This is a genomic window from Streptomyces sp. NPDC086549 (genome assembly GCF_044746205.1).
Lineage (GTDB): Bacteria > Actinomycetota > Actinomycetes > Streptomycetales > Streptomycetaceae > Streptomyces.
The window spans coordinates 895,223-911,544 of record NZ_JBIVBS010000001.1; the positions used below are offsets into that span (position 1 = coordinate 895,223).

Genomic DNA, 16,322 nt, shown 5'->3' on the forward strand with positions numbered 1-16,322 from the left:
GGTGCTCCTGTCGTAGGTGGGGGGAATCAACGCGGGAACTCCCTGCCGAGCCCGGCGCCGCTCGCGGTGGTGCCGAGGGCACGGGGGCCGAAGGAGAACGAACCGGTGGCCGTGACCCCGGTGCGGGTGGCACCGAAGACCCAGACGGCTCCGTCGTAGGCGTCCTCGCCGAGCGCCGCCACGACCGGCTCCTTGCGGCCGTCGCCGTTGCCGTCCACGAGGTGGGTGTTGGCGCCGAACAGGTCGTTGTTCTCGGCGGTGCCGGACACACCGGCGCTGTCCTGGCTGAACACCTTGGTGCCGGCGCCGGTCGACCCGTCCGGCCCGCCGGGTACGACGGCGAAGGTGCCGGCGTTCCTCAGCCCGCCGAAGTCCTCGTACGGAACGCCCGCCAGGATGTCGTCGTAGCCGTCGCCGTTGACGTCCCCGACCGACACCGAGGTGCCGAAGCCGTCTCCCGGCTCGTCGGCGCCCGGCACTCCGGGAGTGTCCTGGGTGATCACCCGGGGAGCGGCGACGGCCGGCCCGTTCCGGGTGCCACGGATGATGTCGAGCTGGTTCGGGCCGCCGACGACGATGTCCGCGTGGTGGTCACCGTCGAGGTCGCCGAGCGCCACCGACGTCCCGGGCACGATCCGGTTGCCCTGCCCGTCCTTGAGGACGACGGGCCGCTGCAGGCCGTCCTTGCCGCCGGGCGCGTAGTCGAGCTCGTAGTAGTAGTTGCCGTCGTCGTCCGAGTCGTAGGAGCGGGCCACCGTGACGATGTCGGTGATGCCGTCGCCGTCCACGTCCCCGGTCGCCACGTCGATCGCGTCCAGGTCGCCGTCGGAGAAGTCGGCGCCGGTCTGGCCGGCGGCGGGGACCCCGTCGCGCCCGAACGGCCCGAAGGACACGAGGCCGTTGCGGGCCAGGTCCTGGTGTCCGTCGCCGTTGAAGTCGCCGGTGACGGTGGTGAAGTCCTGGGACAGGCCGATGCCCTCGGCGGGCAGCACCTTGCCCGAGGCGAACCCGCCGGGCCCGCCCCACAGCACGGTCCGGTTGCCCACCATGTCGTGACCGTTCTGCTGCCACGTCTCGCCCGCGGCCCCGACGACCAGGTCGGTGTACCCGTCCCCGTCCAGGTCGGCCACGGCCAGCCCGGCACCGAAGAGGTCACCCGCCTCGACCGTGCCGGGAACACCGGTGGACGCCTGCGTGTACACCTTCCTGGTCCCGGACTTGAGCCCGGCGGCGGACCCGTACAGCACGGCTACGTAGCCGGCCTTCGCCTTGCCGGCCACCGTCGCGGACGGGGCGGCCACGGCGAGGTCCTCGTAGCCGTCGCCGTTGAAGTCCTGCCGCAGGCTCGTCGTGGCGGGGGCGGCGGTGGCGGGCTGCGCGTGAACCGCGGACAGCACGGTGACGGCGCTCGCTGAGAGCAGGGCGATCGCGACCACAACGGCGCGGCGCGTTCTCGGCGGAATGGTCTTGGGCACGTCGACTCCGGGAATCTGGAGGGAGCTTGACCGCGAAGAGCGCAAGATCCTCATCCGCGATGCCCTGTACGACTCGCCAGAGAGCGAGGGGGTTGCCCTGGAGTGCGTCGCGATTTTTCCCGGCGTTCACCAATTAGTTCAGGCCGAAGCGGGGGCCTGGGGGCGGCAGCCCCCAGGCGGTCAGCCCAGCTCCGTGCGCCTCATTCGAACGGATCGAAGTCGTTGAACTCCCGGAAGGCCTCGTCCCGCTCGGCCTCCCGGTCCCGGCGGCGCTGCGCCGCGGGCCGCTGCTCCTCGAGCCGGTGGTCCTCGCCGCGCCGGCCGAGCATCTCCGCGCCGGCCATGACCGACGGCTCCCAGTCGAAGACGACCGCGTTCTCCTCGGGGCCGATGGCGACGCCGTCGCCGGAGCGGGCGCCCGCCTTCATCAACTTCTCCTCGACACCGAGGCGGTTGAGGCGGTCGGCGAGGTAGCCGACGGCCTCGTCGTTGTTGAAGTCGGTCTGGCGGACCCAGCGCTCCGGCTTCTCGCCGCGCACCCGGAACAGCAGCTCGCCGTCGACCTCCTCGCGCGTGACCGTGAAGCCCGCGTCGTCCACGGCCTTGGGCCGGATGACGATCCGCGTCGCCTCCTCCTTCGGCCTCGCGGCCCGCGCCTTGCCGACCAGTTCGCCGAGCCCGTACGTCAGCTCCCGCAGACCGATGTGGGCCACCGCCGACACCTCGAACACGCGGTAGCCGCGCGCCTCCAGGTCGGGCCGCACCATCTCGGCCAGGTCCTTGCCGTCCGGCACGTCGACCTTGTTCAGGACGACGATCCGGGGACGGTTGTCGAGGCCGCCGTACTGCTTCAGCTCCTCCTCGATGATGTCGAGGTCGGAGACCGGGTCGCGGTCGGACTCCAGGGTCGCCGTGTCCAGCACGTGCACCAGTACGCTGCACCGCTCCACGTGCCGCAGGAACTCCAGGCCCAGGCCCTTGCCCTGGCTGGCGCCCGGGATCAGTCCCGGCACGTCGGCGATGGTGTACACGGTCGCGCCCGCGGTCACGACGCCCAGGTTCGGCACGAGGGTCGTGAACGGGTAGTCCGCGATCTTCGGCTTGGCCGCGCTCAGCACCGAGATCAGCGAGGACTTGCCCGCGCTCGGGTAGCCGACCAGCGCCACGTCGGCGACCGTCTTCAGCTCCAGGACGATGTCCTGCAGGTCACCGGGCACGCCCAGCAGTGCGAAGCCGGGGGCCTTGCGGCGGGCGCTCGCCAGCGCCGCGTTGCCGAGGCCGCCCCGGCCGCCCTGCGCGGCGACGTACGACGTGCCGTGCCCCACAAGGTCGGCGAGCACGTTGCCCGCCTTGTCGAGGACGACCGTGCCGTCCGGCACCGGAAGCACCAGGTCCTGGCCGTCCTTGCCGGAGCGGTTGCCGCCCTCGCCGGGCTTGCCGTTGGTGGCCTTGCGGTGCGGGGAGTGGTGGTAGTCGAGCAGCGTGGTGACCGACTGGTCGACGGTCAGGATCACGTCGCCGCCGCGCCCGCCGTTGCCGCCGTCGGGTCCGCCGAGCGGCTTGAACTTCTCACGGTGGACGGAGGCACAGCCGTGACCTCCGTTACCCGCGGCGACATGCAGTTCGACGCGGTCCACGAAGGTGGTCATGGTGGGGTGCCTCCAGAGACAGATGTACGGGTACTACTTGGTTAACACGCGAAAGGCGGACCCGCCTTCCCGAAAGGGAAGTGAGGTCCGCCTCGCGAAACGTTCGGTCAAGCCGTGAATCAGGAACTGACTCAGGCAACCGGAACGATGTTCACGACCTTGCGGCCACGGTGGGTGCCGAACTGCACCGAACCGGCCTGCAGGGCGAACAGCGTGTCGTCGCCGCCACGGCCGACACCGGCGCCCGGGTGGAAGTGGGTGCCACGCTGGCGGACCAGGATCTCACCCGCGTTGACGACCTGACCGCCGAAGCGCTTCACGCCGAGCCGCTGGGCATTGGAGTCGCGACCGTTCCGGGTGGACGATGCGCCCTTCTTGTGTGCCATGTCTCCTCAGTCCCTTACTTCGCAGCCGCGGGGATCTCAGTGACCTTGATCGCCGTGTACTGCTGGCGGTGGCCCTGACGACGGCGGTAGCCGGTCTTGTTCTTGTAGCGCAGAATGTCGATCTTCTGGCCCTTGTGGTGGTCCACGACCTCGGCCTGGACCTTGATGCCGGCCAGCACCCACGGGTCGCTGGTCACAGCGTCGCCGTCGACAACGAGCAGGGTCGAGAGCTCGACCGTGTCGCCAACCTTGGCAGTGGAAATCTTGTCAACCTCAACGATGTCGCCGACAGCAACCTTGTGCTGGCGACCACCGCTGCGCACGATGGCGTACACGCGGATCTCACTCTCTCGCTCGGGAACGGCACCCCCGCAGTCCAGCCACCCGGCACGCGGGCGGCCTCTCCGGAACACCCAGTGCTCTGGAGGAAGAGGTTTACGGGGATGTGGCGTGTGCAGTGGACACGCCGACGGTCAAGGTTACGGGGCCCGGCCGAAGGGGTCAAACCGGGCCGGGCCCCTTACCTCGTATCAGCTCTCGTCGTCGGCGGCGGCGGAGACCGTGGTCTTCTTCGCCGTCGACTTGGCTGCGGCGGCCGTCTTGGCGGTCTTCGCCGCCTTCTTGGCCGTCGTCTTCTTGGCGGCGACCGTCTTCTTGGCCGCAGCGGTCTTCTTGGTGGCGGCCTTCTTCGCCGTGGCCTTCTTGGCGGTCGCACGGGCCGCCTTCTTGGCCGGAGCCGTCGCCTCGGCCGACTCCTCAGCCGTCGCCTCGGCCGGCCCTTCGGCAACAGGGGCCTCGTCCGCCGCGGCCGCCGGGACGACCACGACGGCCGCCTCCTCGGACGCGGTGGGCGCGGTGGCCTTGCGCACCGCACGGCGGCGCGGGCGGGCCGGAGCGGCGCTCTCGACGGGCGCCTCCTCGGCCGGGGCCGGAGCCTCGGCCTGCTCCACCGGAGCCACCGGAGCCTCGGCCACGGGCGCGGTCTCGGCGACCGTCACCACGGCCGCCTCGGCACTCGCGGGGGAACCGGCCGGCGCGGACACCTTCCGGGTCGCACGACGGCGCGTACGGCCCTTGGGCGCGGCCTCCTCGGCCGGTGCCGCGGCGACCACCGCGTCCTCGACGGCGGCGGGCTCGGCGAGCGCCTCGGCGGCCGGCTCCGGCTGCACCGGAAGCGCGGCCTCCGCCGCGGCCGGGACGGCCTGGGCGGTGGGCACCTCCGCGACCTCCGCCCCGGCGTCCGCCGTGACGGCCTCGCCGCTCACGGCCTCCGCCTTCGGCTGCCTCCTGGGCGCGCCGGCCGGAGCCGAGGCCCGGCGGCTCGCCCGGCGGCGGCTACGGCCGCGGGTGGCCGCGGCCTCCGCCTCGGCGATGCTGCTGTACAGCTCCTCGTCCGGCGCGAAGTCGGGCGCGGGCAGCGCGACAGGCGTCGCGACCTCGGCCACGACCTCCGCCTCGTTCTCGGCCTCCTGCTCGGCGGTCTCGACGGCCTCCGTGACGACGGTCTCGTGCTCGTGCACGTGCCCGTCGCCGCCACGGCCGCGCTTCTTGCGCTTGCCGCCGCCCCCGACAGAGGCCGGCTGCTCCATGTGGACGATCACGCCACGGCCGTTGCAGTGGACGCAGGTCTCGGAGAAGGACTCCAGCAGCCCCTGCCCGACCCGCTTGCGGGTCATCTGGACCAGGCCCAGCGAGGTCACCTCGGCGACCTGGTGCTTCGTACGGTCCCGGCCCAGGCACTCCAACAGGCGCCGCAGCACCAGGTCCCGGTTGGACTCCAGCACCATGTCGATGAAGTCGATGACGATGATGCCGCCGAGGTCACGCAGCCGCAGCTGACGCACGATCTCCTCGGCCGCCTCCAGGTTGTTCCTGGTGACCGTCTCCTCCAGGTTGCCGCCCTGGCCGGTGAACTTGCCGGTGTTGACGTCGACGACGACCATCGCCTCGGTCCGGTCGATCACCAGCGAACCGCCGCTGGGCAGCCAGACCTTGCGGTCCAGCGCCTTGGCGAGCTGCTCGTCGATCCGGTACGTCGCGAAGGCGTCGACCTCGGAGGTCCACTTGGACAGCCGGTCGGCCAGGTCGGGCGCGACGTGGGAGACGTACCCGTGGACGGTCTCCCAGGCCTCGTCACCGCTGACGACGACCTTGGAGAAGTCCTCGTTGAAGATGTCGCGGACGACCCGGACGGTCATGTCCGGCTCGCCGTACAGCAGCGACGGCGCACTTGAGCTGCCGCCGTTCTTCGACTTCTTCTGGATGTCCTCCCACTGCGACTGCAGCCGCTCGACGTCCCGGCGCAGCTCGTCCTCGCTCGCGCCCTCGGCGGCGGTGCGCACGATGACGCCCGCGTCCTCGGGGACGATCTTCTTGAGGATGGTCTTCAGCCGGGCGCGCTCGGTGTCGGGCAGCTTGCGGCTGATGCCGGTCATGGAGCCCTCGGGGACGTACACGAGGTAGCGGCCCGGGAGGGAGACCTGGCTGGTCAGGCGGGCGCCCTTGTGGCCGATCGGGTCCTTCGTCACCTGGACGAGCACGGACTGACCGGACTTCAGGGCGGACTCGATGCGACGCGGGCCGTTCGCCATGCCCAGCGCCTCGAAGTTGACCTCACCGGCGTAGAGGACCGCGTTGCGGCCCTTGCCGATGTCGATGAAGGCGGCCTCCATCGACGGCAGCACGTTCTGGACCTTGCCCAGGTAGACGTTGCCGACGTACGAGGTCGACTGCTCCTTGTTGACGTAGTGCTCGACGAGCACGCCGTCCTCCAGGACGCCGATCTGCGTACGGTCGCCGTTCTGGCGGACGACCATCACGCGCTCGACGGCCTCGCGGCGGGCCAGGAACTCGGCCTCGGTGATGATCGGAACGCGGCGGCGCCCCTGCTCACGGCCTTCCCGGCGGCGCTGCTTCTTGGCCTCCAGACGGGTCGAGCCCTTGATGGACTGCACCTCGTCGGACGGCTCGGTGGGCTTGCGGGGCTCGCGGACCTTGACGACCGTGCGCTCCGGGTCGCCCTCGCCGGGCTCGGCGTCGGTGGAGGTGTCACCGGCGCGACGGCGACGACGGCGACGACGGCGGCTGCCTGCGGTACCGCCGGCCTCCTCGTCGTGGGCCTCCTCGGCGTCCTCTTCCTCCTGCTCGGCGGTGTCCTCGGTGTCCTGCTCGGCCTGCTCGGCGGCGAGTTCCTCGGACTCGGCGTCCGCGCCCTCGCCGTCGGCGGCCTCGCCACGGCGACGGCGACGGCCGCCACGGCGACGGCGACGACGCGCACCGCTCTCCTCGGCCTCCTCGCCCTCGGCGAAGTCCTCGACCGACTCCTCCGGCTCCTCGGCGTCTTCGGCCTGCTCAGCCTCCTCGGCCTCGGCCTCGGCGGGGGTCACGACGGCCTCGGCCTCCTCGCCGTAGCCGGCACCCCGGCGGCGGCGACGGCGGCGCGCTCCGGCCTGCTCCTCCGGGAACTCCTCGGACTCCACGGCCTCCACGGGCTCCTCGGCCCCTGCCGCCTCGGCGGCGGCTTCGGCGGCGGCCCGCTGCGGCGTCTGGAACATCGGCTCGGTGAACACGGGCGCCTGGAACACGGCCACGGCGGGGCGCGACGGACGCCGGGACTCGGCCTCCGGGGTCTCCTCGGCGGCGGGCTGGCCGGCCTGCGGCGCGGGCTCGGAGAACCCGGACGCGGCCTGCCGCACGACCCGGCGCCGGCTACGACGCGGGGCGCCCTCTTCGGCGGCCGCTTCGACAGCGGGAACCGTCACGGGCGCGGCGGCCTGGGCCTCGGCGGCGACGACCGCCGCGGGCTGGGCGGCCTCGGGCTGCTCGGCCTCCTCGGCAGCGGGCGCACCGGCGGGCGCGGACACACGGCGCGTGGCCCGGCGACGGACGCGACGCGACGCGGCCTCCTCGGTGGTGACCTCGGCGGGAGCCTCGGCGACTTCCGCGACAGGGGCGGTCTCCGCCGCTTCGACGGCCTCCACGGCCTCGGCGGACGCGGGCGCACCGGCGGGAGCGGACGCACGACGGGTCGCACGACGACGCGTACGAGCAACAGGCACGGCCTCTTCGACGACGGCAGGCGCCTCGACGACCTCGGCCTCGGCCTCGGCCTCGGCCTCGACAACCGGAACGACCGTCTCGGCCACCTCGGCAGACACCGGCGCACCGGCAGGCGCCGACGCACGACGCGTCGCACGACGACGCGTACGAGCAACAGGCGCGGCCTCCTCAACCACGGCAGGCGCCTCTAGAACCTCAGCCTCGGCCTCGGTCTCGGCCGCCTCCGCGGACGCGGGCGCACCGGCGGGAGCGGACGCACGACGCGCCGCACGACGACGCGTACGAGCAACAGGCGCGGCCTCTTCGACGACGGCAGGCGCCTCGACGGCCTCGGCCTCGGCCTCCGCGACGTCGGCAGTCTCCCCGGCCGGTATGGCCGGCACGGTGACCTCGGTCGTGGCCTCGGCCTCGGCGGGCGGGCCCGCCGGGCGGGACGCGGCACGACGCCGCCTCCGCGGCGGCAGGGTGTCGCTGGGGGTGTTCAGTTCGGAGCCCGTCAAGGACTCTGCGGATTCGGTCGGTTCGAGCATGCGGGCGTTTCTCCCGTCGGGCTCCCGGGCGCCGCGCCTGGTCCGGCGTCGATCGGGTCGATCGACCGCCGTTGACGTCCGCGGCCCGCGCGATGCGCGATGGCCGCCGTCCGGGGCGCGGGCGCCACACGGGAGCTTTCCGTGTCCTGTCTCGTCGGTTCCGTACGCCATGTCGCGTACGGCCTGGCGAAAGTCTTCTGGTCGGTGCGCTGCCCGACCCAGGTGGCTCCCGAGTACGAGGGCGGCGCTTCGACGCCCGTCCCTACGCGGAACCTTCCGGCACCGGCGCCGTCGCGGCGGCAGTCGCGGCGGCCGGGTGTGGCTCGGTCGCTGCTGCCTCGCGGTCGGGCGCGAGCGGGTCGGTCACCGTGCCGGTCTCTTCATCGAACAGCCCCTGCGCCAGCCTGGTCACCGCTGCGGGGACCGGCGGCGCCAGGTCGGCCACGGCGCGGAGACCGGACAGGACGTCGTCGGGTCGTACGGCAGGCGTCACGTGCCGAACAACCAGCCGCAGTATCGCACAGGGCTGGTCGGTCGGCCTATCAGCCTGCGAACTGTGCTTTTCCTCATTCCGCAGGCTCTCCAGGCTCACGACGGCGGAACGGGCGTCGAAAGTACGGACGCCGTTCTTGGTCGTGCGCTGCACTTCGACGGTCTCGGCCTTGGTGAAGGCCTCAACCGCGCGCTCGGCGTCGGCCGGGTCGACGCCGTCCAGCCGCAGCTCCCACACGGAAGCCGTCAGCCGGTCGGCGAGTCCCGACGTCCGCGCCTCGACCGCGTCGACGATGTCGAGCCCGGCGGGCATCGACTCGTCGAGGAGGACACGCAGCGTCTCCGGGTCGCGGACCGCGGCGAGCCCGATTTCCAGGTACTCCGCCTCACTGCCCGTGCCGGTGGGTGCGGCATTGGCGTACGACACCTTCGGATGCGGCGTGAACCCCGCCGAGTACGCCATAGGCACCTCGGCACGGCGCAGCGCACGCTCGAAGGCGCGCTGGAAGTCACGGTGGCTGGTGAACCGGAGGCGGCCGCGCTTGGTGTAGCGCAGTCGGATGCGCTGCACTGTGGGTGCGGGCGGCGGGCCTTCGGGCTGTCGCTTGCCCAGTGTCCTAGTCCTTCATGAGAGCGGTCGTACTGCTACCAAGAGTACGTGTCTCACGGCCCGTGGGTTCCCGCCGGGCCACCTCCTCCGGTCGCCGGGGTTCCCCGAACAGCATCCGCCGGACGTCGGCCCGTGCCTGCCGTACGGTCTCGCGCGCGGAGGCCAGGGCCTGCCGGGTGGCCTGCCCCACGGCACGCGCGGCCTCGGCCGCGGGCCGCAGCACGACGTCCCGGACGACGTGCCCGACCGGCGTGAGGACGGTCCGGTACACCCACCGCACCGGCTCCACGAACATCCACCGGAAGAGGGTCCCGAGGAACCGCCCGACGGCGAGCGAGACCCGCCCGGCGACCCGCCAGGCGTGCCCGAGCGCCTCCCCGATCTCCCGCGCCACGACGGCGAGGACCCGGCCGACGGGCACGAGCACCCAGCGCCACAGGGCGAGGGCGGGCAGGACGAGGAGGACGCGTGCCGTCCAGTACAGGACGGCGCCGATTCCGGTGACGACGGCGCTCACGAGCCATGCCAGCGCCCGTCCGACGGGTGCGAGGACCCACTCGTACAGCCACTTCGCGGGTACGACGAGCAGGTACCGCACCAGCCAGGCGACGGCGGTGTACGTGCCCGCCCCGACGGCGGCGAGCACGATCCCGATGCCTTTCAGCAGCCAGGCGATGCCGTGCCCGACCGGCGCGAGCACGCGCGCGTACAGCCACTCCAGACCGGCCCCGATCCCGCGCACGACCCAGGCGATGCCGTGCCCGACGGGGGTCAGCACGTACCGGTACAGCCAACCGAGCGGCACGACCACGAGCACGTGCCCGAGCCATCCGAGCGCCTTCGCGACGGGTACGACGAGGTACCGCCACAGCGCCACGAACGGCCATACGAGGACGGCCCGGCCGATCCACAGCAGCGCCCGCCCGAGCGGACGCAGCACGGTGCCGGTCAGAAACCGCCCCGCCACGACGAGCGCGTCCCACGCCATCCGCACGGGCACGACCAGCACGAACACGACGATCCGCAGCGGAATGCGGAGCGCGACGACCAGGCACCCCTCGGGTTCCTCACGCGGTCGTACAGCCCGGTTCTCGGGCGTCTTTTCGAACTCCATGCCCAGGTAGACGCGTCAACCCCCCTGTCCGGATCCAGCAGCGCTGCTTCACGGCCCACGGTGCCGTCCCGGGTGCGTCCCGCGGAGCGGACTCATACGGTGGGAGAGGTGGTCCGGGCCTTCCAGGGGGCGTCCGTTCGGCGTAGCGGGAGCAGCCATGACCCACCGGTTCAGCAAGAACGAGCAGTTCAACTACGAGATCCTGCTCGCCCTGGGCTCGGCGTGGCGGCGGGGCGCCGACGTCGGCGAGGTACTGGCCACCGCCTCCGCCGTGGCGGACGGCGACGGGGAGACCTGGTTCGCGGCCTGGACCGGACTGGCCCGCAGAGTCCGGGAACAGGCCGACAGGAGCGCGGCCGAGGAGCGTACGGTCAGCGCCCGGGACGCCTACCTGAGGGCGGCCGGGTACTACGGCACCGCCCTCGTGGCCGTCGACGCGCTCGCGGACGCCGAGGCGCGGCTGCGCGAGGTGTTCACGGCGCACCGCGACTGCTTCGACCGGTTCCTGCAGGCCTGTGACCCGCCCGCGGAGCGGGTCTCGATCCCGTACGAGACGGGGTGGCTGCCCGGGTACCTCGTCGGCCCGCCCGGCGATCTCGGACCGCTGCCCACGCTGATCGTCAACAACGGCAGCGACGGCCCGATCAGCAGCGCCTGGACGCTGCTCGGGGCCCCGGCGGTGGCCCGCGAGTACCGGGCTCTGCTCTTCGACGGGCCCGGCCAGCAGTCGATGCTGTTCGATCGCGGGGTGACCTTCCGGCCCGACTGGGAGCACGTCATCACCCCGATCGTGGACTTCCTCCTCGAACGCGGCGACGTCGACCCCCGGCGGATCGTGCTGGCCGGCGTCAGCCAGGCCGGCTACTGGGTTCCCCGCGCACTCGCGTTCGAGCACCGGATCGCCGCCGCGGTCGCCGACCCCGGCGTCGTCAGCGTCGCGGACGGCTGGTGGCACAACCTCGGCGGGGACCTGCGCGCCCTGTGGGAGTCCGGCGACCGCGCGGCCTTCGACCGCGTCATGACGGAGGCCCTGGACGGGGACCCGGAACTGGCCGCGATATGGCGCCGACGGGCCAAGCCGTACGGCATCGACTCGCCCTTCGACCTGCTCACCGAGGTCTCCGCGTACGACGTCACGCCGGTCGTCGGACGGATCACCACCCCGCTGCTGATCACCGACCCGGACGGCGAGCAGTTCTGGCCGGGGGCGTCGCAGCGCCTGTACGACGCGCTCCCCGGTCCGAAGCACCTGGTCCGCTTCACCGAGGAGGAGGGCGCGCACCTGCACTGCGAGCCGCTGGGCCGTGCCGTGTTCGAGCAGCGTGTGTTCGACTGGCTGGACGCCCGCCTCGCCTCGGTCCAGCACCCCTAGGGCCTGTTGTCAGCTCCCGAGGTGGCCGAGCACCGTGCGCACGGCCCGGGTCACGGCCTCGCGGGACTCGTCCGTCCGGTTGTAGATCTCGAAGCCGTGGACGCCGTGCGGCACGTCGATGATCTCCATCGGGGCCTTCGCCTCCTCCGCCGCGTTCACGAACCTCTCGACCGTGGCGGCTATCTGCGGCGTCTCCAGACCCGCGCGGGTGAGCACGAGGGGCGGCAGTGTCCCGCCGTCGGCCGGGAGCGCGCCGACCGGGCTGAACCGCTCGTCGACCGCACCCCAGCCCGGAAGCGGCGCCAGGACCGGGTAGTTGAGGGCGAGGCAGCGCAGCCACGCGGGCCGGGCGGCGAACCAGTCCGCGGCGAGCAGTCCCCCGCCGGAGAAGAACCACAGGGCGATCCGGTCCGGATCCACCCGGGGGTCGGCCCGCAGCAGTTCCACGGCCCCGGCCACGTCGTCCGCGGCCCGCGCGTACTCGGTGATGCCGTACAGGCGGTGCTCCACGACGGCACCCACCACCCCCAGGCTCGCCGCGTGACGGGCGTACCCGAGGAAGAACGGCGAGTCGCGCGGTCCGGGGTCGGCGTCGCGCGGCACCGGACCGCCGTGCACGAACAGCACGGCCGGCCTCGGCCCCGCCGCCCGCTGCGGCAGGTGCAGGTCCAGGCGCCCGTTCCGCACCCGCGGCAGCTCCGGTACGTCGAGCAGGAAGGGCTGCGCGGACGGCGGCTCGCACTCGGGCAGGGTCAGCCGTCGCCCCTCCCCCGCCGCCGCGCGGAGCAGCACCTCGGCCAGCTCCTCCGGGCGGGAGAGCATCGGCCAGTGGCCGGTGGCCAGTTCGAAGAAGCCCACGCGCGGATCGGCCAGCTTCCGGAACTGCGGCGGACCGTAGCGCACCAGCGCCTCGACCGTCTCGATGTTCGTCCCGCCCACCGTGCACAGGATTCCGCTGGTCGGCACGGCCTCCGCGGCGCCCGTCAGCCACAGCGGCCGCGTCAGCGTGCGCGGCGGCTGCGGGGCGGACAGGCTGCTCAGCAGCCGCAGCCGCTCCGCCGACAGCCCCTCCGTGCTGCCCCACCGCTGCCACTCCTCCGGCTGCGGCACCGGGACCGGCCCGGGGTCGCCGTCCGCGCGCAGCCGTTCGTGGACCGCCGGGTCGGGCACCAGGGCCAGCGCCGAGTCGCCGTCCTGCGGCAGCCCGGCGTCCAGGTACACGATGCGGGCGACCCGCTCCGGACGGCGGTCGGCCGCGCCCAGCACCGGGTGGATGGCGTAGTCGTGGCCGACCAGCACCACCTCGGGCGCGGCGAGGGAGTCGATCGTCCGGACCACGTCCTCGACATGCGTCTCCAGATCGGCCCCGGGCTCCCGGCTCAGCGACACGGGGTGCGCCTCGGCACCGGACTCCCGCAGCGGGCCGGCCACCTCGCTCCAGATCCGTCCGTCGGTGAACGGGCCGGAGACCAGGATGAACACGGACATCAGCACCTCCAGTGGGTGAGTTCGTCCCGGGTAACCTAGGAACTCCCCCTGAGGGAGGTTCAACTGTTGTCCGCAGACGGCACCCTGAGCATCGGTGAGCTCGCCGCACGGGCGAGGACCACGGTCAAGACCGTCCGCTTCTACTCCGACCAGGGCCTGCTGCCCGAAGCCGGCCGAAGCGGCGGCGGCCACCGCCGTTACGGACCCGAGGCGCTGACCCGGCTGCGCACGATCCGTTCGCTGCGCTCCCTCGGCGTCCCCGTTCCCGAGATCGGGCGCGTGCTCGACTCCGGGGACTCCCTGGAGGCCGTGGTGGCACGTCGGCTGGACGACCTCGGCACCGAACTCGCCGCCCTGCGCTGGCGGGAGGCCGCGCTGCGGGCCCTGCACGAGGGCACCCCGGATCGGCTGGCGGAACGCCTGGACCTGATAGGCGCGGTCAGCGTCCCGCCCAGCACGTCCGCGCTCGCGCACTACTGGCGCCGCCTGCTGCCGGTGCGACTCTCCGCCCGCCTGCGCTCCTCGGTCACCGAGGCGGCCGTGCCGCAGCCGCCCGCCGACCCGACCCCGGACCAGGTCCTCGTCTTCGCCCGCCTGCACGCGCTGGTGACGGACGCCACCGACCACTGCCTCGCGTCCCACCGGCCCGCCGTCCCCGAGCACCCGGACCTGCTCTACGACGGTCTGTACGAGGCCTACCAACTGGTGGAAGTCGCTGTGCGGGCCGGCCGCGCCCCCGGCCCGGGCGAGGCCCTGGACTGCTACGCGGCCGCCCACGCCCGCGCCTCGGGCACCCGGGACGACCCCGCCTTCCGCCGCGCCCTCACCGTCCGCCTGGCCGCGGCGGACCACCCGGTGATGGCCCGTTACTGGCAACTGGCAGGGGAGCTGACGCCCGAACTGACGCTCGGCGCGGCGGACCTCTGGCTGCGCGAGGCACTGAGCGCAAGCACGGCTGCGGGCTGAACCGCACGATCCTCGGCGCACATGGCTCAGCACATGGCTCAGCACATGGCTCAGTCCTCTCCCGGAGGGGAGAGGACTGAGAGGTTCGTCCACGCTCGTCGAGTCAGCGGCCGGTCCGCTTCACGGGCGTTCACGGGAGTTCACGGGCGTGGTGGGGCCCTCACGGCTCGGCACTCCGCCGAGCGTGCGCGCATGCCGTGGCCGGCAGCGGGACGAGACCTGGCCGACGAGTTCCCAGAAACACACCAGGGCGGTGATCGGCGGAAGTCCGACCATCACGACCGCCAGGAGGGAACGCGAGGACTGGCTGACGGACAACGCCACCGCCATGGCCGAGGCCGCCAGCAGGACGGACCAGGACCGCCGTGTGCTCCGGCGCTGAACGGTCGCCCGCAAGATGGACAGACCCGCCACGAACCACGGCCCGTAGACCATGAGCGGCCACCAACGCGCCAATTTCGCGGGCAGCACGGACGCGGCGATGCCGTGCAGCTGGCCGTAGGAGTAGGCGATGGACCATCCCAGCATGCATGCCGCGCACACCACGATCGCCGCGATCAGGATCGTGACGTAGGTGACCCGCTGGCCGCCGTCGAGGTAATGGGAATCCGCCCGGAGTCGCCGTCGGCTGTTCCTGCGGTGCTGTCGGCCCAGCGGGGCCTGCGCGGGTTCCCGGCCGGATGCGGTGGACAGCATCTGGGCCAGCTCTTCGTCCAGGTCCCAGCCGTTCGGCGTGATGTCCGGCCGCGCGGCGTTGTCCCAGGGCTGCGGCGTCGGGAAGGAAACCGTTTCGTAGGACGGCTGGCGCAGCGTGTCGTGGCCGTCCCTCAGGGCGTACTGAAGATCGTAGAAACCACTTTCATCATAATTCCTGTCCATTCTAAAACCCTCCCGCGCCGTCGTTCAGAACGTTCCGTCCAGAGCACGGGGTCCGGGCGACACGGGGACGGCACCGGGTCCGCAATACTGCTCCCGCATCACCTTCATATATTCACTTTCCAAATTCCTGATCTTGTCCAGAAAATCATCCAGTAGATCCGAGCAGTGACCAAGATCCCCATCACTGCCCGTCAGCGTGTGGCCCATGACATACGACGGCTGACCCATGGTTCCGCACCCCTCTCTCCCTGTCACGCTCACTTAACGAGCGCATCCGGCGGTCGGGTATCCGGCATTCGGGGAATCGCATCACCCGGAAGGGTCACCCTGGCCGTCGATGACAACATTTACGGGAGAAGGGTTTGAATTAAAGGGTATGAAGGGAAAGGAGCCTGGCATTACCAGTCTGCTTACCCTACTCTGATCAAGGTCGTGGTCCCGTACGGCCGTGGTCCCGTACGAGCCGCTCCGGACCGCCGTCGGCGAGGGTGCGCGAGCCCGGCCCGAACGGCCGGTGCTACGGGGGGCGCCACGGGCGGCGCCGCTCCGGCCGTGTCGGCGACGCCGTAACAAAACGGCTCTAACCAGCAATCACCGCGTCGTGGCGCCGGAAGTTCCAGGCACACTTTGGCTGTTGCTGTCCCGTCATCAAGAGGATGAATCACGCATGATCACGCTCACGAAGGAAGACGGCCCGGCGGATCTGGACGGAGTGACCCACCTGTCCATCGGGGTGTCCTGGGATCCCACCGCCGGCAGCAGCGGCGGTGTGATGGGTGCGCTCCGCCGCAAGACCGGCACCGACCTCGACCTGATCGCCGTCGCCATGCAGGGCAGGGACCCGGTGCGTCTGGCGGGGCTCGACTCCCTCGACCCCATGGGCAACGGGTCCCTGGTGCACAGCGGTGACAACCAGACCGGGCGCGGGGAAGGCGACGACGAGACCGTGACGGTCGAGTTCGCGCGGATACCGAACCAGATCACGACGATCGTGTTCATCGCCGCCGCCTTCAAGAAGGGGAGCTCCTTCCAGAAGGCCCGCAACATCAGCTTCAAGGTGTACGACGCCACCGGGGGCAGCTCCCAGCAGGTCGCCGACATCTGGCCGAGCCTGCTCACCCAGGACAACGGCTGCGCCGTGGCGAAGGCCGTACGCGTCGGCGACAGTTGGAAGCTCGAAGTGATCAACACGACGGGGAAGATCAAGCAGGGCGACGAACACGCCCTGATGCGCTTCGCCATCAGCAAGTAGCACCCGGCAGCCCACGTCGGTCACGGCAGGGCCCTGTGCGCACAGCCGGA

General features: G+C 72.0%; 12 protein-coding genes. 3 read left to right on the forward strand and 9 right to left on the reverse strand.

The genetic code is table 11. The features are described from left to right. Window positions 1-26: 26 nt before the first annotated feature. The 7 genes from ACIPSA_RS04100 to ACIPSA_RS04130 all read right to left on the reverse strand — a co-directional run bounded on the left by ACIPSA_RS04100 (window position 27) and on the right by ACIPSA_RS04130 (window position 10,315). The gene (locus tag ACIPSA_RS04100; RefSeq protein WP_402628483.1) at window positions 27-1,475 is read right to left on the reverse strand and encodes an FG-GAP-like repeat-containing protein; all 1,449 of its coding nucleotides are present in this window, start codon (window positions 1,473-1,475) and stop codon (window positions 27-29) included. Window positions 1,476-1,675: 200 nt separating this feature from the next. Beyond that, window positions 1,676-3,124, reverse strand: coding sequence for a GTPase ObgE (gene obgE, locus ACIPSA_RS04105; protein WP_402628485.1), 1,449 nt, complete (start codon window positions 3,122-3,124; stop codon window positions 1,676-1,678). Window positions 3,125-3,255: 131 nt separating this feature from the next. After that, window positions 3,256-3,510 carry a 50S ribosomal protein L27 gene (gene rpmA / locus ACIPSA_RS04110; protein WP_010041940.1) on the reverse strand — a complete coding sequence of 85 codons (255 nt, stop codon included), beginning with the start codon at window positions 3,508-3,510 and terminating at the stop codon, window positions 3,256-3,258. 14 nt (window positions 3,511-3,524) lie between these two features. Then, window positions 3,525-3,845 (reverse strand): 50S ribosomal protein L21, encoded by a 321-nt coding sequence (rplU, locus tag ACIPSA_RS04115; protein ID WP_004931419.1) that lies wholly within the window; start codon window positions 3,843-3,845, stop codon window positions 3,525-3,527. 195 nt (window positions 3,846-4,040) lie between these two features. Beyond that, window positions 4,041-8,099, reverse strand: a complete 4,059-nt coding sequence (locus tag ACIPSA_RS04120; protein WP_402628486.1) for a ribonuclease E/G — start codon at window positions 8,097-8,099, stop codon at window positions 4,041-4,043. 262 nt (window positions 8,100-8,361) lie between these two features. Then, window positions 8,362-9,162: a TIGR03936 family radical SAM-associated protein gene (locus ACIPSA_RS04125; protein ID WP_402628488.1), complete on the reverse strand. Its 801-nt coding sequence runs from the start codon at window positions 9,160-9,162 to the stop codon at window positions 8,362-8,364. Between the two features lie 46 nt (window positions 9,163-9,208). Further along, entirely contained in the window at window positions 9,209-10,315 is a 1,107-nt protein-coding gene (locus ACIPSA_RS04130) for a hypothetical protein (protein WP_402628490.1), read from the reverse strand. Window positions 10,316-10,472: 157 nt separating this feature from the next. Between ACIPSA_RS04130 and ACIPSA_RS04135 the strand changes: the two genes are divergently transcribed. Continuing rightward, window positions 10,473-11,687 carry an alpha/beta hydrolase family protein gene (locus ACIPSA_RS04135; RefSeq protein ID WP_402628492.1) on the forward strand — a complete coding sequence of 405 codons (1,215 nt, stop codon included), beginning with the start codon at window positions 10,473-10,475 and terminating at the stop codon, window positions 11,685-11,687. 9 nt (window positions 11,688-11,696) lie between these two features. On the opposite strand, the gene ACIPSA_RS04140 is transcribed toward ACIPSA_RS04135, so the two are convergent. After that, window positions 11,697-13,175, reverse strand: a complete 1,479-nt coding sequence (locus tag ACIPSA_RS04140) for an alpha/beta hydrolase (RefSeq protein ID WP_402628494.1) — start codon at window positions 13,173-13,175, stop codon at window positions 11,697-11,699. A gap of 66 nt (window positions 13,176-13,241) precedes the next feature. Between ACIPSA_RS04140 and ACIPSA_RS04145 the strand changes: the two genes are divergently transcribed. After that, on the forward strand, window positions 13,242-14,141 hold the full coding sequence (locus tag ACIPSA_RS04145; RefSeq protein ID WP_402628496.1) for a MerR family transcriptional regulator: 900 nt from the start codon (window positions 13,242-13,244) through the stop codon (window positions 14,139-14,141). 120 nt (window positions 14,142-14,261) lie between these two features. Here the strand turns inward: ACIPSA_RS04145 and ACIPSA_RS04150 are convergent, their stop codons facing one another. Next, window positions 14,262-15,020, reverse strand: a complete 759-nt coding sequence (locus ACIPSA_RS04150) for a DUF2637 domain-containing protein (RefSeq protein ID WP_402628498.1) — start codon at window positions 15,018-15,020, stop codon at window positions 14,262-14,264. Between the two features lie 667 nt (window positions 15,021-15,687). Here ACIPSA_RS04150 and ACIPSA_RS04155 point away from each other — a divergent pair. Next, window positions 15,688-16,272 (forward strand): TerD family protein, encoded by a 585-nt coding sequence (locus tag ACIPSA_RS04155; protein WP_402628499.1) that lies wholly within the window; start codon window positions 15,688-15,690, stop codon window positions 16,270-16,272. The last annotated feature ends 50 nt before the right edge of the window (window positions 16,273-16,322 follow it).

What these genes read in the sequence shown, in the direction of transcription:
- ACIPSA_RS04155 (WP_402628499.1), top strand. Translation starts at nt 15,688, where the DNA reads ATGATCACGCTCACGAAGGAAGACGGCCCGGCGGATCTGGACGGAGTG.
- ACIPSA_RS04140 (WP_402628494.1), bottom strand. Translation starts at nt 13,175, where the DNA reads ATGTCCGTGTTCATCCTGGTCTCCGGCCCGTTCACCGACGGACGGATC.
- ACIPSA_RS04150 (WP_402628498.1), bottom strand. Translation starts at nt 15,020, where the DNA reads ATGGACAGGAATTATGATGAAAGTGGTTTCTACGATCTTCAGTACGCC.
- obgE (WP_402628485.1), bottom strand. Translation starts at nt 3,124, where the DNA reads ATGACCACCTTCGTGGACCGCGTCGAACTGCATGTCGCCGCGGGTAAC.
- ACIPSA_RS04135 (WP_402628492.1), top strand. Translation starts at nt 10,473, where the DNA reads ATGACCCACCGGTTCAGCAAGAACGAGCAGTTCAACTACGAGATCCTG.
- ACIPSA_RS04130 (WP_402628490.1), bottom strand. Translation starts at nt 10,315, where the DNA reads ATGGAGTTCGAAAAGACGCCCGAGAACCGGGCTGTACGACCGCGTGAG.
- ACIPSA_RS04120 (WP_402628486.1), bottom strand. Translation starts at nt 8,099, where the DNA reads ATGCTCGAACCGACCGAATCCGCAGAGTCCTTGACGGGCTCCGAACTG.
- rpmA (WP_010041940.1), bottom strand. Translation starts at nt 3,510, where the DNA reads ATGGCACACAAGAAGGGCGCATCGTCCACCCGGAACGGTCGCGACTCC.